General features: G+C 43.4%; 11 protein-coding genes. 7 read left to right on the top strand and 4 right to left on the bottom strand.

Features of this window, described 5'->3' with window-relative positions; translation table 11 throughout:
- The first annotated feature begins 29 nt into the window (after positions 1-29).
- The gene (locus K1Y79_RS15600) at positions 30-1,562 is read left to right on the top strand and encodes a glycosyltransferase (protein WP_220251098.1); all 1,533 of its coding nucleotides are present in this window, start codon (positions 30-32) and stop codon (positions 1,560-1,562) included.
- Between the two features lie 193 nt (positions 1,563-1,755).
- Here K1Y79_RS15600 and K1Y79_RS15605 read toward each other — a convergent pair whose 3' ends face one another.
- On the bottom strand, positions 1,756-2,805 hold the full coding sequence (locus K1Y79_RS15605; protein ID WP_220251099.1) for a TraR/DksA C4-type zinc finger protein: 1,050 nt from the start codon (positions 2,803-2,805) through the stop codon (positions 1,756-1,758).
- 4 nt (positions 2,806-2,809) lie between these two features.
- Positions 2,810-6,361, bottom strand: a complete 3,552-nt coding sequence (gene ileS, locus K1Y79_RS15610; protein WP_220251100.1) for an isoleucine--tRNA ligase — start codon at positions 6,359-6,361, stop codon at positions 2,810-2,812.
- A gap of 249 nt (positions 6,362-6,610) precedes the next feature.
- Here ileS and K1Y79_RS15615 point away from each other — a divergent pair, with 249 nt between their 5' ends.
- Positions 6,611-7,075, top strand: a complete 465-nt coding sequence (locus K1Y79_RS15615) for a PepSY-like domain-containing protein (RefSeq protein ID WP_220251101.1) — start codon at positions 6,611-6,613, stop codon at positions 7,073-7,075.
- Between the two features lie 1,320 nt (positions 7,076-8,395).
- On the opposite strand, the gene K1Y79_RS29410 is transcribed toward K1Y79_RS15615, so the two are convergent.
- Positions 8,396-9,319, bottom strand: coding sequence for a helix-turn-helix domain-containing protein (locus tag K1Y79_RS29410; protein WP_220251102.1), 924 nt, complete (start codon positions 9,317-9,319; stop codon positions 8,396-8,398).
- 253 nt (positions 9,320-9,572) lie between these two features.
- Between K1Y79_RS29410 and K1Y79_RS15625 the strand changes: the two genes are divergently transcribed.
- The 5 genes from K1Y79_RS15625 to K1Y79_RS15645 all read left to right on the top strand — a co-directional run bounded on the left by K1Y79_RS15625 (position 9,573) and on the right by K1Y79_RS15645 (position 18,881).
- On the top strand, positions 9,573-11,252 hold the full coding sequence (locus K1Y79_RS15625; protein ID WP_220251103.1) for an AsmA family protein: 1,680 nt from the start codon (positions 9,573-9,575) through the stop codon (positions 11,250-11,252).
- A gap of 128 nt (positions 11,253-11,380) precedes the next feature.
- Complete coding sequence (gyrB, locus tag K1Y79_RS15630; protein ID WP_220251104.1) at positions 11,381-13,360, top strand: DNA topoisomerase (ATP-hydrolyzing) subunit B; 1,980 nt, start codon at positions 11,381-11,383, stop codon at positions 13,358-13,360.
- 392 nt (positions 13,361-13,752) lie between these two features.
- On the top strand, positions 13,753-14,214 hold the full coding sequence (locus K1Y79_RS15635) for a hypothetical protein (RefSeq protein WP_220251105.1): 462 nt from the start codon (positions 13,753-13,755) through the stop codon (positions 14,212-14,214).
- A 216-nt stretch (positions 14,215-14,430) separates the two neighbouring features.
- A complete protein-coding gene (locus K1Y79_RS15640; RefSeq protein ID WP_220251106.1) occupies positions 14,431-17,469 on the top strand; it encodes a SusC/RagA family TonB-linked outer membrane protein in 3,039 nt (1,012 codons plus the stop codon).
- A gap of 14 nt (positions 17,470-17,483) precedes the next feature.
- A complete protein-coding gene (locus tag K1Y79_RS15645) occupies positions 17,484-18,881 on the top strand; it encodes a SusD/RagB family nutrient-binding outer membrane lipoprotein (protein WP_220251107.1) in 1,398 nt (465 codons plus the stop codon).
- Between the two features lie 127 nt (positions 18,882-19,008).
- Here the strand turns inward: K1Y79_RS15645 and K1Y79_RS15650 are convergent, their stop codons facing one another.
- A complete protein-coding gene (locus tag K1Y79_RS15650) occupies positions 19,009-19,722 on the bottom strand; it encodes an SIMPL domain-containing protein (RefSeq protein WP_220251108.1) in 714 nt (237 codons plus the stop codon).
- Between the last annotated feature and the right edge of the window lie 209 nt (positions 19,723-19,931).

Below are 19,931 nucleotides of genomic sequence, written 5' to 3' on the forward strand. Positions count from 1 at the left end.
GATTATTCACATTAAACAAGCATTCACCTATGATTTCCATTATCATTCCGGTTCTGAATGAAGGGGCTACATTACGTCAGGTAATCAAAACCATCAAAAAGACAACAAGAAAAATTGAGATCATTGTGGTAGATGATAATTCCAATGACAATTCTGTCGAGGAAGCATTGAAAGAAAACGTGCGTGTCATTACCAGCAGTCAAAGGGGTAAGGGAATTTCCATGAGAGAGGGTATGATGGCAGCCAAAAATGATATTGTCATGTATGTGGATGGCGACATCCTGACCTATCCGGATAACATAGTGGAATTACTGACCGATCCTATTGTTGAGGGAAAGGCAGACTTTGTCAAGTCATACTTTGAGCGGCAAGCCGGCAGAGTTACCCAACTGGTAGCTAAACCATTGCTGAGCATCCTTTTCCCGGAACTGGCTACTTTCAATCAACCCCTTAGCGGAATGATCGCTGCCAGAAAATCACTCCTATCAAATGTGCAGTTTGAAAATGACTATGGCGTTGACATTGGCATTTTGATAGATCTGCATGTGCAAGGTGCCAAGATCACGGAGGTTAATATCGGCCGTGTGGAAAACGCTATGCAAACCTGGGAACAGCTCAGCAAAATGTCAAGAGAGGTATCACGCACCATTCTCCGTAAAGCGGAAAACATACCACAGGAAAACCTGGAAACACTGGGGAATATCAATATTATCCGCGAGCAGATGGAGTATTCCATCCTGGAATCGATAGATAAACTTCACAAGATGGTTATCTTCAACCTGGACGAAGCAATCCTTCGTGAAGACTACCTTATGGCTGCTGCCACCGAGTTTGGTTTTGAAGGAACGCTCAGGCAGATCAGGGAACATTTTACAGATCCGGCCACGGTAATAGAACATACTGCTACCTTATTCCAGGATAGAAATCTGGCTGAACTACTGGAAGTAGCAGACGAGGTATCAATGGTTCCGGATATCAAGGCAGTAATACGGGAATTGAAGAAAAGAGGTTATACCTGTGGACTGATCACTGACGGATTTGAATGTGTAGCTCGTCATATCAGAAATAAACTGGGCATGGACTTCGTTTTTGCCAATAAGCTGCATCTCTTTAACAGCGTAGCAACAGGAGAGGTTACCATTCCGGAGTATTTCCTTTGTACAGATAAAAATGTTCCTGCACAGCCACCTGTGTATTGCAAGAGCAATATATTAACCTATATTGCAGACAAATACCATGTTGCACCACAAAATATCATATATGTTGGCAGCGGCGCAGATGGTAATACACTACTGGAAGGCGCAGGTATCGGCGTCGCATTTGATGCAGTAAACCCCATAGCAGAGAAAGTCGCAGATAAAATTATTCCCGGCCCATGGATGGAACCTTTGTTGCAGATTGCACAGGCTAGTCCCGAGAAGTTCAAGCTTCGACTACCCGCAATCAGCAAGAAACAAGCTAGACGTATAGGCGTAGGCAGCCTTATCGGACTCGCGTCCGCAGGGCTGGTTTACCTGGCGGCCAGGCAACTTACGAAAAGCAAAAAACAAGAGGTTTCATAAAGACAGTCTCCTTGAACCCCCTGTTTATTTACACTGGCGTTCCTTCTTCCAAGAAGGGACGCTTTTTTTTGGACATACGTACCCAATAAAAAAAACCTGATCTTTCCTCCGCAGCGACTTTCTGGCATTGCCATACTGTGCTTAACGGATTATAGATCAGGACTTTTATCCTATGACCGGATGGGTAGTTCTTTTATTTGCTTTTCGCCAGTTTCGCTTCGATGCTCAGCGTTGCGTGCGGTACGGCGCGCAGTCTGGCTTTATCGATCAGCTTACCGGTTACACGACAGATACCGTAGGTTTTGTTTTCGATACGTACGAGTGCTTTCTCGAGGTGATCGATGAACTGGATCTGGCGGCTGGCCATCTGGTTAAGCTGTTCTCTTTCCTGAGAACCGCTACCATCTTCCATGCTCATGTATTTGTTTTCAGTATCATCGGTGCCCGCTTCATCCTTACGGGTGATCAGGCCCTGCAGATAAACCAGTTCCTTTTTAGCTGCTTCCAGCTTTTTCAGGATCAGTTCTTTAAATTCCTGCAGATCGGTGTCACTATAACGGTAAACAGGACCGGACGGCTGTTCTGGCTGATCCAGAACAGACTTAGTAAACTCTGGCTGGTAGGTTACTAATGTGGCTGCTTTGGAACCGCCTTTTTTGTCAGCTTTGTCAGTACGGTCAGCCGAGAGCTTTTCTGCTTTTGCAGGAGCCTTCTCAACTTTCTGTACTTTATCCGCTGTCTTTTTAACGGCGTCTTTAGCAACTACTTTTTCTTTATCGTCTTTTTTATTTACTGGCATTATTACTTCTTTTTCTTCTGGCTTGGAAATTAGTTTTTCTTTATCTGCAGTAACGCTTGGCGTCACCACTTTCTTAGTATCAGGCACTTTCGCGGTATCTGCAGGCTTAGCAGGAGCCACAGCTTTTTTTACTTCAGATTGAAGCACCGCCGGTGCTGCTACGGGTGCTTTCTTTACTACAGATTTACTTGACGAAGCCGTCTGGGTAACTGCTGATTTTTTGGCAACAACTGTCTCCGTTGTAGTAGGCTTGACTTGCTTAGTGGCGACCTTCGGCGCTGCTATCTTTGCTGCTGGTTTAGCTGATGTTACTTCTGCTTTCTTAACCGTTGGCTTTGCTGCCGTGGTGCTTTTTACAGAAGATATCTGCTTTACCGATGCCTTTTTTGCCGGCGCAGCTGTCTTTTGGGCCTGTTTACTAGCAACTTTCTTACTTGTTGCCATGGGATTAGCTTTTTTTGTTAACTAATACGTTGAATGTCAGATCATTTACTTCAATTTCAATTCCATCCTGTAATTCCGGCACTAATTCCAGACTGTCTGCCAAAATTTCCGTGCAAATATAGTCATTATAGTTAATAATCGCCGATTTCAGGCTATCGATTACTGCCACTTTTACCTGTATTCTGTCAGTTAGTTCAAAGTCATTGTCCTTCCTGATCTTCTGAATACGGTTGACTAATTCACGTGCGTTACCTTCATCAAGCAGCTCTGGTGTAATAGTAATATCAAGCGCTACAGTGAGTGCGCCCTTGTTGGCTACTGTCCAGCCGGGAATATCTTCTGAGATGATCTCTACGTCAGATAAATGTATAGGCAGTTGTTCATCGTCAATCTGAAGGATAAATTCTCCGTTACGTTCGAGGGATGCGATATCGGTAGCCGAGAATGCACTGATCGCAGCAGCTACTGCTTTCATCTTTGCCCCCATTTTGCCACCCAGGGATTTGTAGTTGGGCTTGATCTTTTTCTTGATAAAACCCTCCGTTTCCGTAAGATAGTCAATACCTTTCACATTCACTTCACTTTTTATCAGATCTTCAATTTTTTCGACCTGATCCTTTATATGAACGTTCTGTACTGGTATCAGGATCTTTTGTAACGGCTGACGTACCTTGATATTTACCTTCTTCCGGAGAGAAAGTACCAGCGAGGATATATCCTGCGCCAGCTGCATCCTTTCCTCAAGATCTGCATCAATCGCTGCAGTAACAACGGATGGGAAATTCATATGATGAACTGAAGCCTCCCCATGGCGACCACTTACGCTGTTAAGGTTGCCAAATAACCAATCTGCAAAGAACGGTGACACTGGTGCCATTAAACGGGCCAATGTTTCGAGGCACTCATACAAGGTCTGATAAGCAGAAATCTTGTCCTGAGCATATTCACCTTTCCAGAAACGGCGACGGCACAAACGTACATACCAGTTACTCAAATGCTCATCCACAAACGTTTGTATTGCTCTGCCGGCCTGGGTAGGCTCGTAATCTTCCAAATATCCTGTAACGTCTTTCACCAGTGTATTCAGCAGGGATATTATCCAGCGGTCTATCTCCGGGCGTTCCTCCAGTTTGACATATGCCTCCTTAAATGAGAAGTTATCCAGGTTGGCATACATCGCAAAGAAATTATACGTATTGTACAGGGTCGAGAACAGTTTACGTTGAACCTCCCGAATCCCTTCAGTATCAAATTTCATGCTATCCCAGGGAGATGCATTGGTAATAAGGTACCAACGGGTTGCGTCCGCCCCAAACTGTTCCAGTGTAGCGAACGGATCCACAACATTACCCACACTCTTACTCATCTTGTTGCCGTTCTTGTCAAGTACCAGGCCGTTTGATACTACTGTTTTGTAGGCAACACTGTCAAATAACATCGTACCGAGCGCATGCAGTGTATAGAACCAACCTCTTGTCTGGTCAACACCTTCTGCAATGAAGTCAGCAGGGAAATTCTGAGCAAATGTCTCCTTATTTTCAAATGGATAATGCCACTGTGCATAAGGCATAGCTCCACTGTCAAACCATACATCTACCAGATCCGGCTCACGATACATCAGCTGACCTTCATGATCAAAGATGAGATTGTCAACCATAGGTTTATGCATATCAATATCTGCTACTGACTCTTCAGTTACAGGTATACAATACCCACTCACCAGCTCAGTCAGGCTGAAATTGGCTAGACCTAAATCTACCAGCGTTACCTCTTCAGTAGCGATCTTCTTTCTGATCTTATCAATATTGATGATATTCTTCTCCTGCTCTTCCTTAGTGGCACCATCAAACTGTGCATTGTGTGCTGCCACACGTTTGCTCAATTCGCTGTTTTCATTCAATACATCCGTCTTAAACTCATCTTTCTTCACAAACAGCAGTGCGCCGATCAGTTCCTTTTTTGCACTGAGACATTTTTGTACAGCGCCTTCCGGACTATCTTCTTTCACTGCCACAGTTCTCCATACAGGAAGCGGGGTTCCCCAGAAGCGACTACGGCTAAGGTTCCAGTCCACAAGGTTCTCTAACCAGTTACCAAAACGGCCAGTACCTGTAGTGGCCGGTTTCCAGTTGATAGTCTTATTAAGCTCTACCATCTTTTCCTTCGCAGCAGTTGTACGGATAAACCAGGCATCCAGCGGATAATATAATACCGGTTTATTGGTACGCCAGCAGTGAGGATAAGTATGCTCGTATTTTTCAACTTTGAATGCACGGTTCTCTCTCTTCAGCTTTACCGCAATATCAACGTCTACATCTTTATATTCCGGATCGTTCTTATAATTCTTTACATAGCGGCCACCAAATTCACCAACGTCGTCCAGGAATTTACCCTGCCGGTCAACCAGTGTCATGATACCAATATTGTATTTCTGTCCCACACGATAGTCATCCGCACCAAAGGCAGGCGCGGTATGTACTATACCTGTACCGTCTTCTGTAGTAACGAAATCACCCAGGATAACACGGAAAGGATCGCCGGTTTCAGGCTGTACATATGGCAACAGCTGCTCATAACGGATGTTCTCCAGCTGGCTTCCTTTAAATACTGACAGGATCTGCCATGGAATCACTTTATCGCCTTCTTTATAAGCGGCAAAATCACCATCTTCCCCTTCCTGCTTGAAATATTTTCCCAGCAGATCTTTCGCCATTATAATAAACTGCGGAAGATGAGTATATGGATTGAAAGTGCGTACCAGCGTATATTCTATATTCCCACCAACGGTAAGACCAAGGTTAGAAGGGAGTGTCCAGGGGGTAGTGGTCCAGGCCATGAAAAATACTTCAGCAGCTGCGTCCACTTTCCTTGCAGCCTCAAACAGGAAAGCCGATTTATCAGACTCAACTGCTTTAAACTGTGCTACTACAGTAGTATCTTTTACTTCTTTGTAACAACCTGGCATGTTCAATTCATGAGAACTGAGACCCGTACCGGCAGCCGGAGAATATGGCTGGATACTTACACTTTTATATAACAGGTTCTTCTTATAGAGTTCACTCAGACACCACCACAGACTTTCAATATAGTTATTGTCAAAGGTGATATATGGAGAATTGAGGTCAACCCAATAACCCATCTTTCGGGTCAGGTCATCCCATTTATCTTTGAATTTTAATACTTCAGTGCGGCAGGCCTTATTATAATCTTCAATAGAAATTGTTTTACCGATCGCTTCTTTAGTGATCCCGAGCATTTTTTCTACACCCAGTTCCACAGGCAAACCATGGGTATCCCATCCACCTTTACGTTTCACCTGGAAACCGCTCATTGTTTTGTAGCGGCAAACAAGATCTTTCAGGGTACGGGAAATAACGTGGTGAATGCCGGGCATACCATTCGCACTTGGCGGACCTTCATAAAATACGAAAGGAGTAGCGCCTTCGCGTATGGATACGCTTTTCTCGAAGGCCTGGATTTTTTCCCAGTGCGCCAATATATCCTTTTCTATCTGCGGTAAGTTCAGCTGATTATATTCCTGATATTTGCTGGCCATAAAACAATTCTCCGCCCTTTGACGTTATTAAAAATAGTTGATTAAAATTCTGCAAAGTTACGGATTTTACAGCAGCCTTAGAAGAGACCGTGTCACGAAAAAGATGGTTTTGGCTTTTAATTGTGGATTTTTTTAGTATTTTTACACAGCATTAGTTCGTTGTTTACTTTTTGGCATTGTTTTGGTAATTACGACGGAAGAATAAAGTTGAAAGACTCAACCCAATTGAAAAACCATATCTGATTATTTATGAAAAAGTTAGTATTAATCATTTGTGTGGCACTCATATCTTCCGGCACAACTTTTGCACAAAAGAAATCAGCAAAAAAAACAAAGAAGGCAGTTGCGAAGAAAGAGGTAGTAGCTCCAGTAGTTGTTAAGGATGCTTTTCAGCAGAACTTCTCAGGTACTGACGCGAAGTGGTCAAAGAATTTCAGTGGGCATTGGGTTGCAAACTTTACGAAAGAAGATGTAAAGACTGCGGCAGAGTATGACGCTGATGGTAAGTGGATAGCAACTCGCAGTACATATGCAGCAGACAGGTTACCAGAAACGGTAGCTACGTCGCTTCGATCTAAATATCCGACCGCTACTATAAAAGACGGCTCGAAAATTGAAAGATCAGATGTCGCTGCATATTACAAAGTTAATATTCAGGATAACGGTGTAGAGAAATCAGTGTTGGTGAATGAAGGTGGTACCGTTACAGAATAATTAACTCATTAATTACGTATTTCATAGGTATAGGGATAAATAGGACAGACCCTGCTCTTTTGGGCGGGGTTTTCTTTTTTTACAAAGTGTCAGTCATCATTACATAATGGCAGCACCAACGACTATGTGACGCATGTGCTGTCACTCTACACTTCAGGCTGGTGGCATACCCAACTTCCCCACTTTTCTACAATCGCCCCCTCCAGTCATCTACATAATAAGCGTCAAACAACTTTCTCTAACATACATTTCTTCCTTCAGGCAGATTATTTTAGTATAATAATACATGCGTGCAATGATAATCCTACGCTGGTATTACATCTCCCCAATATTACATGATATCTTCAACCGACTTACAGTACATGATTTACCCTTATGCCACTTATACTCCTGATTGGATAATTCCCAGGAAAGGATCTCATTGTTATAGGCCATAATTTACTTCTCATTTAATCTGATATACATAAATATCCCACCTAATAAATGCTAGTCTCTAATCCATAGCAAACAATGGCAGGCACCTGCTTAACCATCCATAGCACTCAGTTTATTTCGCTTACATAGACATAATTTGTAGTATTTAATAATGATACTATTAGCGGCTATACCTAAGCACCCTCTTCACAACACATTCTGGATAATTCCTTCGCGTACACATAAAGCGAGCTGTTCTAGCTGTAGTGGGTTTATTAGGACTCGGTTAATGTCTTATACCATCCTGCCTAAAAAAGGGCACTTCAAGGTCACCTCAATATCCCGGGGATATTGAGGTGACCTTGAAGTGCCCTTTTGGTGCCGGTAAAATGTGAAAACTAAAGCGGGAATATATCAGGAAAAGTTCAATGCTGATAACGAAGGAAAAAACGCGGATCGGAAGTGGTGGAAAAACAAAAACCGTCTCGTGAGACGAGACGGTTTTTATGTAATTACGGTAGAAAACTTACTTGTCAAAAATGCACTTTTCCAAAAGGTCAAAATTGGTGTTTGATGAGGTGCAAAAATTGATGGCTTTACTAATTTTTTTGCCAAGTAAGCTTTCCCCATGGTCAAATCTGATAAGGAAGCTTATAAAGAAGATCAGGATAGATATCTGCCGATCGTGATACAAAGAAACGCCAATAATCCGGGTAGTGTTTTTGTATTCGGGAAAAGTAATGATCAAATCGGGAAAAGAAATAAATCAGGTAATATTCAACGAGGAAACTTATCAGATAGCATTTGATTATCAATCAATTATATAAATTACCAATCACAAAAAAGCCTGATCGGGAAAGACCAGGCTAATAATTATTTTAAGGAAGAATATACTAATAAGAAGTGTTATCTCAGCAGCAGTTCACATGGCTTCAGACCTGTGTGTTTTTTAAACGCTGTAGAGAAGTGAGAAATACAGGAATATCCCATCAGGATCGCTACTTCAGAGACCGACATACCTCGCTCATACAAAAGGCTTTTTGCCTTCTCCATTCTTTCCTTCTGGAAGTAATCGTAGATGGTAGTACCATACATAGCTTTGAAACCCTTCTTCAGGTAACATTCATTCATTGCTATACGGCGTGCAAGATCCCGGATAGTGATAGGTGCATCGAGCTGCTCCAGCAATATATCTCTGGCTTTTTCTATCTTTTCACGATCTTCCAGCTGTGTCAGGAAGCGGCAACCATAACGGTCATCAGTATCATTCTGAACAAACTGATCAGAGCTGAACAACAGCAGTTCCAACGCCTTACTTTGCAGGAAGATATTTTTGAGGGCACCATCGTAATTATGATGTACCATCTGATCCAGCACTTCCTTTGATTTGGTACTTGGCTGGATAGTCTTAACAAACGGCTTGCGGGACTGCATATCAAAAAGGGTAGAAGTAGTAGACCCTTTCTGCAGTGATTGTATGAAAGAAGGTTGAAACCGAACGGTGATTATGTCGATGGAAGGCGACTTCTGTATACAGTTGTCTCTATGACCATCTGCACAAACCTGGTCAGTACATCCAGGATTCTGACAATATTTATTACCAGCTACACAGTAACGCAACTCGATGGCAGCAGTCTGACCTCGTTTGGCCGGCTGATATACCACCATAGCAACATCTTCCACCGGTAACGGACGATCGTACGTAAACCGTTGTAAGGTAAAATCCAGGCAGTCCGGCACCGCAACGGAGTCGTTCTCTGCCAGCTGCAGCTGATCGCTCATAGCGGGCTGTCTGATAGCTAATGATAATATGTCCTGTACCTCTTTCACGCCATTCTTTTGTTAAATCCGTCACAAAAATAGGCATTCAATATTTATTCAGAAACGTTTTGACACACAGGTTACAATCCTCTGAGTGTCAAAACACTGTTTACAAATACCTAATAAACTATAACCCAGTAACTTGTAATTCATTGATAAATTTCAATATTTTTTACAAGCGGTAGAAAAGAGACACTCACTTTCTATTTTCTACCATCCCCGTATAGGGAACTATGGTATGAATTTCGTTTAATTGTATATGATGCAAAAGAAATCATTCTTCCAACAGCTATGGGTCAAAATACTATTGACCTTCTTCATATTGATATTCCTGATACTGGGCGCAGCCTGGTTTATCGGTCAGCGCTGGAATCGTCAGATCCAATGGCAGCTGCGGTCTTACATCCAGGAGATGTCAGATAGTCTGTATACCCTCCGGTATGCCGATATGGACCTGAACCCTATTACGGGTAGCCTGTCACTGGAAAAGGTAAGCCTGATCAGGGACGAAAAGGTGTATAAGCAATTACAGGAGCAGCAGAAAGCACCTAAGCTTATTTACAGTTTTACGGCCGACAGGATCTCTCTGAGCTACTTCAGGGTGTGGCGATATTTTATGAAAAAAGAGCTGAGCGCAGGTTCTCTGTCATTTGACAATCCTGTTGTATTACTGGAATACAATACTACCAACAAGGATACTACTGCACCTAAGAATGCCTATCAGAATATATCTTCCAAGATAAAATCCCTGTCACTCGGTACACTCCGGCTGGATCATACCAACCTGAAATACACGGTAATTAAACCTGATAGTGGGCTGGTAATGACACACCTTGAGGATATGCGCATACAGGTGAAGGACTTTCTCATCGATTCTGTAGCGCTGGAAGACCCTAGCAGGTTCCTGTATGCCCGTAATTATGAATTTGGGCTAAAAGAATATCGCTACCGTACGCCCGACAGCCTGTACTGGATGCATGTAAAAGATGTGGAATACAGTGCTGGCGAGCAGACGTTACGTATTGGTCAGTTTGCCGTTGAGCCGCGTTATGCAAGAGCCCAGTTTGACATTAAGGCTAAAACACAGCGCGACCGGTTTGATGTACATTTAAACGATATCGAACTAACTGATTTACAGCCACGTTTGCTGCTAGAACAGCAGGTTATCTGGGCTAGAAAGCTGACCATTAACAGTGCTAACCTGGATATTTACCATAACCGTAAGCTACCGGATGGCCCGGGTAATAAATTGGGAGGGTATCCTAACCAGATGTTCAAAAGGCTGGCGGTACCTATATATATAGATACACTGATAGGCAAAAAAACGGATTTGCTGTATACGGAGATCAGTCCGAAGTCAGATGAAGCCGGTAAGTTAAGTTTCAAACATGTACACGGCACCTTTAGGAATGTGACTAATATTGACAGTATGATTGCGAAGAACGGTCATATCACGGCTGATCTGAATGCTATATTAATGAATAGTGGTAAGCTGAAGGCTCATTTTGACTTCTCAATGGTAGACTCTTCCGGTGCCTTTGCCGTATCCGGGCAACTTAAAAATATGGATGGCAGGGAATTGAACCCGGTATTAAAGCCATTAGGGATGGTAGAAGTTAAGTCCTGCCAGATCGAGGATTTGACATTTAGTATGCAAGGGAATGAACGCAGAGCTTCAGGGGAGGTTAAGTTTTTATACAATAACCTGAAAGTCAATATATTGAAAAAGGAAGATGGTACGCATGAGTTCAAAAAGAAGGGTTTGATGAGTTTCCTGGCGAATGCGCTTGTTATCAAAGATGCTAATCCGGATGGAGGGGAAACGAGGCTGGCGCACCCGAAGTTTGAGCGGGATATCACGAAGTCTTTCTTTAATCTGGTGTGGAAGACATTATTTACAGGTATTAAGGAGACTGCCCTGGGAGAAAACTCGCCTATCTAATTTTCGCAGTAGAAAATGTGGATATCAACGATTCAAAAACCACGTGTTAAATATGGAAATAAGGCTCAATTTTCGTATTTTTGCACAATTCACGAGGATTCAAATCTAAACACATTTTACACCCAAATATGAGCGAAGAATTAGTGCAAGCACCTACCCCTGCCAGCAGTGGCTATGATGCGGGTAGCATACAGGTATTAGAAGGCCTGGAAGCGGTGCGCAAGCGCCCGGCCATGTATATAGGCGACATTGGTATCAAAGGGCTGCATCACCTTGTATATGAGGTGGTAGATAACTCCATCGATGAAGCCCTCGCCGGTTACTGTAAGAATATCAGTGTAACGATCTGTGAAGATAACTCTATCATGGTAACGGATGACGGTCGTGGTATCCCGACCGGCATGCACCCTAAGGAAGGCCGTTCTGCGTTGGAGGTGGTAATGACTGTTCTACATGCTGGTGGTAAATTTGACAAAAACACATATAAAGTATCCGGTGGTCTGCACGGTGTTGGTGTGAGCTGCGTAAATGCGCTCAGTGACAAACTGCATGTAACTGTGCGCCGTGAGGGTAAGTTATTTGAGCAGGAGTATGAGCGTGGTGTTCCACAGTATGCGGTTCGCGAGATCGGTACTGCTGACATTACCGGTACTACCGTTCACTTCAAGCCTGACAACGAGATCTTTAAAGATACTGTTTACAATCGCGAGATCCTGGCAGGACGTCTGCGTGAACTGGCTTACCTGAACCGTAAGATTAAGATTACGCTGACTGACGACCGTGAGAAGGACGAAGCAGGTAATGCTATTACCGAGACGTTCTACAGCGAAGGCGGTATCATTGAATTTGTTCAGATGCTGGATCGTAACGGCCGTCGTAACGGACTGCTGCCTGATCCGATTTTTATAGAATCACACGATGCTGCCAGTAATGTAGCTGTTGAAGTAGCAGTGATCTATAACGACTCTTTCAGTGAGAACATTTTCTCTTACGTTAACAATATTAACACCATTGAAGGCGGTACACACGTAGCAGGCTTCCGTCGTGCTATTACCCGTGTATTTAAAAGCTATGGTGATAAGAACAAACTGTTTGAAAAGACCAAAATTGAAGTTACCGGTGATGACTTCCGTGAAGGTCTGAGTGCTATCATCAGTGTAAAAGTACCTGAACCTCAGTTTGAAGGTCAGACTAAGACCAAACTCGGTAACTCCGACGTAATGGGTGTAGTTGACAGTTCTGTTGCTGAAGTACTGGGTGCATACCTGGAGGAACATCCGCGTGAAGCCAAGATCATCATTAATAAGGTGGTACTGGCAGCACAGGCACGTGAAGCAGCGCGTAAAGCGCGTCAGATGGTACAGCGTAAGAGCGTATTGAGTGGCAGCGGCTTACCGGGTAAACTGGCTGACTGTTCTGAGAACGATCCTCAAAAATGTGAACTGTACCTGGTAGAGGGTGACTCCGCAGGTGGTACGGCTAAACAGGGACGTAACCGTAGCTTCCAGGCTATCCTGCCGCTGAGGGGTAAAATCCTGAACGTGGAGAAGGCAATGGAGCACAAAATATATGAGAATGAGGAGATTAAAAACATCTTTACTGCACTGGGTGTAACTATCGGTACCGAAGAAGATGATAAAGCCCTCAACCTCTCCAAACTGCGCTATCATAAGCTGATCATCATGACGGATGCTGATGTGGATGGTAGTCACATTGCTACCCTGATCCTGACCTTTATATTCCGTTATATGAAGGCAATGGTTGAACAGGGATATGTTTACATTGCGCAGCCACCACTGTATCTTGTTAAGAAAAGCAAGGAACAGATCTATGCATGGACAGAGGAAGATCGTAAAGCCGCTATTGCGAAAATTGCAGGCGGTAAAGAAGACAGCGTAACCATCCAGCGTTATAAAGGTCTTGGTGAAATGAACGCAGAACAGCTGTGGGAAACTACTATGAACCCTGACAACCGTACACTGAAGCAGGTAACTATTGAAAGTGCTGCTGAAGCAGATCGCGTGTTCAGTATGTTAATGGGTGATGAAGTTCCTCCAAGAAGAGAATTTATTGAATCACATGCCAAATATGCTAAGATCGATGCGTAAGCATTGTGCTGGCAACAAGGAGTGGGTAATATATGGATGATTGCTCTTTATATCTTCCAGATGGCCTGATTCCCATGTGATAGTTAGATAATTAATCAGTTTAGCTGATACCAGATAAGGGTGCCGCAATAAATGCAGCACCCTTATTTATTACAGGCAACTTCCCTGTTACCTCCCACATCATTTTCGGTACATAATCTTTAGCAGCAATACTCAAACACTCAATGGTTGCTAAGTAATACATGATGGCTACTAACTCTTTCTAAGTCAGACAGTTCCTTCCGTATTGCATCATAGAAGTTAAAAAACTTATAAATATTTTATCTAATTCATTAGAATTGGAGTAATTTGCAGTCCTATTTATCACTATACCTTAAGAAACGACCTATCCTATGAAACTCTATTCCCTACTGGGGTTCCTGTGCCTCTGCCTCGTAACCTTCACTGCATGTGAAAAGGATAAAGCAGTATTGGCATCAGGTTCCTGCGACTTCAAGTTTGATGGCAGATCATATTCTGCCAACACCGCATATGGTGAAGCATTTGACACTACAGTGATTGGCAAAAAGGTATTATTAATACAAGGTGTAACCAGCAACATGAACAGTGCTATCATGATGATGGTGGTATTCCCTGACACGCTGGCGACAGGTACATATTCTGCTGCAGATCATGCAAGCCTTGTATTTACACCATCTCTGGTTAGTTCTGATGCATTTGAAACTAAAACAGCGACGATAAAAATTACAAGCATAAATAGTAAGTACGCCGAAGGTACATTCGACGGCATTTTAATCAATGGTGACACAGAAAAGCCATTAACGGACGGAAAATTTAAAGTAAACATTAATTGATCATCGTTTTTTTGAAATCTTTTTCCATTATGTCCTGCCTTTCAAGGCGGGACTTTTTTTTGGTTAATATCCGTCTATAGATAGTCAAGAATCATAAAAAGGTTAGCCCCCTTCCAATATTACATTTGGGTACACATCTATATAAGTCATTTGCGCAGATGACGGGATCAGTTATTTAGAGGGGAAATCACAAAAACCAATATCTAATCTCGTTGTATGAAAAGAAACGTATCTAACCTGCTGGCGTTGCTCGCGGGACTGCTGATCTATTCCTCTGCCTTTGCTCAGACCAGGGGAATAGAAGGGACAGTGACCGACGAAAAGAAACAACCCGTCAGCTTTGCTTCTGTTATTATCAAAGGAACAACCAAAGGAACAACTACTGCGCAGAATGGCTCATTTAAATTGGAAGTACCCCCTAATGCCATATTGGTTATACGCGCCGTAGGCTACACAGTAAGGGAAGTTCCCATTGGCAGTGAACAACAATTTACTATCACGCTGACAGAAAACGCCAGCGACCTCAATGAAGTAGTAGTCACCGCATTAGGCGTGAGAAAAGAAAAAAGAAATCTCACCTTTAGCGCACAGGAAGTAAAGAGCGATGAAATATTACGTGCAAAAGAACCCAATGTACTGAATACGCTGACCGGTAAAGTAGCCGGTGTACAAATCACAAGCTCGTCTGGTATGCCGGGCAGCTCAGCGCGTATAGTCATTCGCGGTATTACTTCTATCTCCGGAGAAAACCAGGCATTGTTTGTAATGGACGGTGTACCTATCAACAATGATGAAAGTGGTGGCACCTACAATGGTGGTTCTGGTACCAACCGGCTGGCCGACATAGATCCTGCTACCATAGAAAGCGTCAATGTGCTGAAAGGTGCTGCGGCCACCGCATTGTATGGCTCTGCCGGCGCACGTGGCGTAGTGCTCATCACTACCAAAAAAGGAACAGGCAGTCGTAAACCAACCGTAACACTATCTTCCGGCCTTTCATTTGAAAAGACAATTTATCCTGACCGGCAATACCTGTATGCACAGGGAGATAAAGGTGTGTTCTTCGACGGAGAAACACAGAAAAGCAGTACCTCCTGGGGACCACGTATGGATACACTTACCCGTAATGGAGAGAAAGTACCGGCACATCACCCGCTGGATGAATTTTTCCAGACAGGCGTTACTTCAAACAGCACCATCAGTGTGTCAGGAGGAGGGCCGGTATCCAACTACTTCATGTCATACTCCTATTTCGATCAGAAAGGCACTATTCCGGTCACTTCTTATGCGCGGCATAGTACATTTGCCAAATACAGCACACAGATCCTGGATAAGCTCAATGCGACCTTTCAGCTCACTTACTCCAGCGCCAATAATAAGAAAGTGCCGGAAGGCTATGGATTGGAATCACCATTATGGACGGTATTTACTGCACCTGTGTCATACAACCTTAAACCGTACCTCAACGATGATGGAACACAACGCCTGTACCGCTACAGCCGTAACAACCCCTACTGGGTATTGGATAATATCCTGAATACAACCGTAGTAAACAGATTCCTGCCAGTATTCACATTAGTATACAGTCCGTTTGAATGGCTCTCAATTACAGAAAGAGCTGGCGCAGATATCTATACCGACCAGCAAACGTATCATGTGAACATGAATGACATCACGTATGCAACAGGGCTGACTTATAATGCCAATAAGAATTTCCGACAGTTCAACCACGACTTCATTGTACAGCTCAGAAAGCAGTTTAATAAAACAAACGTAAGTCTGATGCTTGGTAACAATGTGTATTCAGAACACGGAGACTTTATGACCGTATTGGGTCTCGGACTGGCAAAGCCAGGCTATTACAACATGGCCAGTGCCTCAGCTATCACCTACACCGGCACCGAATACCTGCGTAGGAAGGTAGGCTTCTATGCCCAGGCAGAATTAGACTATAACCGCATGCTTGTATTATCACTTACCGGCAGATATGATGGCAGCTCTGTATTATCCAAAGAAAACAACTATTATCCTTATGGATCAGTAGCAGGCGGATTTATCTTCTCTGAACTATTCCAGCATGAAGGACTGAAAAAAGCTATCAACTTCGGTAAGATAAGAGCTTCTTATGCTACCGTGGGTAATGACAACGTAAAAACATATGCAACAACCACTCCTTACTACCAGGCTATTATCTATGGTGATGCCAGCAGTAATCTTACCTTCCCTTACAATGGCAGAAACGGCTTCCTGATCAGTAGTTCTCTTGGTAACCCTAACCTGAGAAACGAACTACAGAAAGAGTATGAACTGGGACTTGAAATGAAATTGTTGAACAGCAGAATCGGCATCGAAGCGTCCTATTTCAACAGACGTATGTCACAGGGTATTGTTGAAAACATCTCACTGGCTAATTCTACCGGCTATGCAAGTACAACTATCAACTCTGCAAGAATGTCCACCAAAGGAATAGAAGTATTATTGAACCTGTCACCAGTCAGAATGAAAGACTTCGGATGGGATGTCACTGTTAACTATACCAGGCTGAGACAACGTGTGGAGGAGATTGGCGGCAACCTGCAGCAAACAAGTATAGGAGGAATTTACGCTAAAAACGGAGAACCATGGGGACTGTTGTTTGGTACTAAATATGCGCGCACCGCCGATGGACAGTTACGTATTAATGACGCAGGTCTGCCATATGCTTCCGGAGAATTTGAAGCAGTAGGTAATATTACGCCCGACTGGATTGGTGGTATTACTAATCAGCTACGTTACAAACAGTTTAATCTGAGCTTCTTCTTTGATACCAAGCAGGGCGGATACGTACTCAATTCTGATGACGGCTATGGCTTATACTACGGATCTTCCAAACAGACTGAAAAGAGAGAAGACAGGGTGGTAGCAGGTGTGAGCGATGCGACCGGAGCACCTAACAAACAGGTAGTAACCGGACAGGCATATTTTCAACAGATCAGTGGTATTACAGAAGCATTTATTCAGAACGCCTCTTATATCAAACTACGTAACGTAAGTCTTTCCTACACCTTCAGGAAAGGGGCTTCTAACCGCATTCCCTTCAAAGATGCATCCATTGTACTCACGGGACGTAATCTCTGGATACATAAAGATGCATCATTCACAGGAGGCGACCCTGAAGTTAACTCCTGGGGCGCTGGCAACGGCGGGTTAGGTGTGTACACCTTCTCTGCACCAACAGCACGCTCTTTTGACTGCACGCTAAAATTCACGTTCTAGTAAACTCATTTATTATGAAAAGACCATTCATCATCATAGCTATGCTGACAGCTTTCACACTGTCTGCATGCAGCAAGTTCCTTGATGTGAACGACAATCCAAACGTACCTTCAGATGTATCTGAAGCGTTACTGCTGGCTCCACTGGAAGCAGGCGTCTCGCAATATATTGCAGCTGGCAATGCTGCTACACTGGTCAACCAATGGATGCAGAACTGTGTACCAAATCAACCCATGCCTAACACGGCCAATTATATGGTGACCAGTTCAACCTTTGATGACTACTGGAACTCTATGTACGTAGTTGTGCTCAATAACCTGAGTATACTTGACAAACAGGCTACTGCAAATGGTAATCCTAAATACGCAGGCGTTGCGAAAGTATTAACCGCTTACACTCTCGGCACAGCCACTGCACTATGGGGAGATATACCGTACTCTCAAGGCTTTACCGGCACCGGCAATACAACGCCTACCTACGATAAACAGGAGGATATTTACAAAAGTATTCAGGCGCTGCTGGATGCTGCTATTCCTCTGTTACAGTCAGATCAGGGGAATACACCTGGTTCCGATGACTATTACTATGCAGGAGACATGAATAAGTGGGTAAAAGTAGCTTATACACTAAAGGCCCGTTACTATATGCATCTTACCAAAGCACCAGGATATAATGCAGCAGCACAGGCTGATCTTGCCTTAACCGCTCTTACCAATGGTATGAGCAGCAATGATGATGACTGTGCATTCAGCTATAATGGTACGTCTACTTCTTCCAACGCCTGGTACCTGCACTTCTATAATACATCTACGTTGGTGCTCTCGTCCCGTTATGTAGATTCATTGTTAATGCATGCGGATCCAAGGTTGCCGTATCTTGTCAGCAAAGCTGAAAATACCGGTAAATACAATGGGAATACCATTGGATCAGGCGCTGGCGCATTGCAGGACTACTCTGTAGCCGGCAGCTTTTATGGCGGCATCGCTTCCAAAGTATATATACTGAATGCTGCTGAAGCCTTATTCCTAAAAGCCGAAGCCACTTATATCACCGCAGGATATACGGCTGCGCAACCTGTATTCAGACAAGCTGTTGCAGGCAACCTGGTAAAACTCGGCGTTGATACCAACAGCGCAGCCGCACAAACATTTCTGGCAAAAAGAGGGGTACTTACGGCTGCCAATGCCTTACAACTGATTATTGAAGAAAAGGCAACAGCCAACTTCCTGTCTATAGAAAACTATACAGACTGGAGACGTACAGGTTTCCCGCTTCTACAGATGATCCCTAACAATACAGTTACCAGTCTGCCACGCAGATTCCTGTATCCGCTGAACGAGATTACTGCAAACCCACAGGCGTTACAGACAGCAAAATTAACAGATAGGGTATGGTGGGACCGGAGTAACTAGCAGCGAAGCCTGTAAGCGCTATGCAAAGAAAACATGCTGGCGCGGGACAGCAAATGATAAGAGTGACCACTAATAAAAAAGGGAGCAGACATAGCCTGCTCCCTTACTATTATACGATAGTGAAAAACTATTTGATGAAGAACACCGCTCTTACTTCAGCGCGAACTTTAATCTTCTTGAATGCAGAAGGATTAGGTGCTGCATCAGTTGCTGCTACACGGGCAAAGGAATTTACTGCCATCATTTCAGGCTGTACATCTGCGTAGTTGTCTGTGTTGATTTCCTGTACTTCCAGTACACCGTCAATTGAACTACCGATTGCTTCCAGCATGTAAGTAGCTTTTGCTTTTGCAGCCTGTAAAGCCTTTGTTTTTACCTGTTTGCGGTAATCTTCCATTTTGCTGTGTGTGTAGCTGCTGATATTTACACTTTCAATACCTTCATCGTCAACAGCACCCAGGATGCTGTTCACTTTATCCAGATTACTCAGTTTCAGACGGTACTGCTTACGTGCCATGAAATCAGGATCTTTCTTCTTTTTGCTCCACCACTGGTCATAATTGGTACCAAACACATTGGAAATAGTCAGATCTCCTGCAGGTATACCCGCCTCTTTTACTGCTTTCTGCAATTGTGCTTCCAGTGTACCTATCTCTACCTTGGTAGTTTTATTTTTAAATTCACGCAGAGAAATGTCCAGATAGATCTCATCAGGAGTGATCTCGATTTCTGCAGAACCTGTTACTTCAATCTTCTTAACCGGAGGTTTATTATCAGTTTGTTGTGCCTGTGTTAAAGAAGCTACGAATAAGCCGGCCAGTAAAAACATTACCTTTTTCATACTGTTGTGATTTGTTGTTAAAATGAATATTTGTTTCCGTATTTGCCTATATGATGCGATAAAATATACTGATTCCATAAAGGCATAAAAAAATATTTTCCCAGTATACCAGCCCTCAACACTTGACGATTAAAGATATATGGGATATCTGCCTTTAACGTATCAATCTCCGATATGTTACACTGATTATTTTTTTTATTTTACTGACA

Origin of the sequence: Chitinophaga rhizophila, from assembly GCF_019492185.1 — a bacterium.
GTDB classification, from domain to species: domain Bacteria; phylum Bacteroidota; class Bacteroidia; order Chitinophagales; family Chitinophagaceae; genus Chitinophaga; species Chitinophaga rhizophila.

Coding starts and splice junctions, on each gene's coding strand:
- K1Y79_RS15635 (WP_220251105.1), top strand. CDS start 13,753: ATGAAACTCTATTCCCTACTGGGGTTCCTGTGCCTCTGCCTCGTAACC.
- gyrB (WP_220251104.1), top strand. CDS start 11,381: ATGAGCGAAGAATTAGTGCAAGCACCTACCCCTGCCAGCAGTGGCTAT.
- K1Y79_RS15625 (WP_220251103.1), top strand. CDS start 9,573: ATGCAAAAGAAATCATTCTTCCAACAGCTATGGGTCAAAATACTATTG.
- K1Y79_RS15615 (WP_220251101.1), top strand. CDS start 6,611: ATGAAAAAGTTAGTATTAATCATTTGTGTGGCACTCATATCTTCCGGC.
- K1Y79_RS15600 (WP_220251098.1), top strand. CDS start 30: ATGATTTCCATTATCATTCCGGTTCTGAATGAAGGGGCTACATTACGT.
- K1Y79_RS15650 (WP_220251108.1), bottom strand. CDS start 19,722: ATGAAAAAGGTAATGTTTTTACTGGCCGGCTTATTCGTAGCTTCTTTA.
- K1Y79_RS15605 (WP_220251099.1), bottom strand. CDS start 2,805: ATGGCAACAAGTAAGAAAGTTGCTAGTAAACAGGCCCAAAAGACAGCT.
- K1Y79_RS15640 (WP_220251106.1), top strand. CDS start 14,431: ATGAAAAGAAACGTATCTAACCTGCTGGCGTTGCTCGCGGGACTGCTG.
- ileS (WP_220251100.1), bottom strand. CDS start 6,361: ATGGCCAGCAAATATCAGGAATATAATCAGCTGAACTTACCGCAGATA.
- K1Y79_RS15645 (WP_220251107.1), top strand. CDS start 17,484: ATGAAAAGACCATTCATCATCATAGCTATGCTGACAGCTTTCACACTG.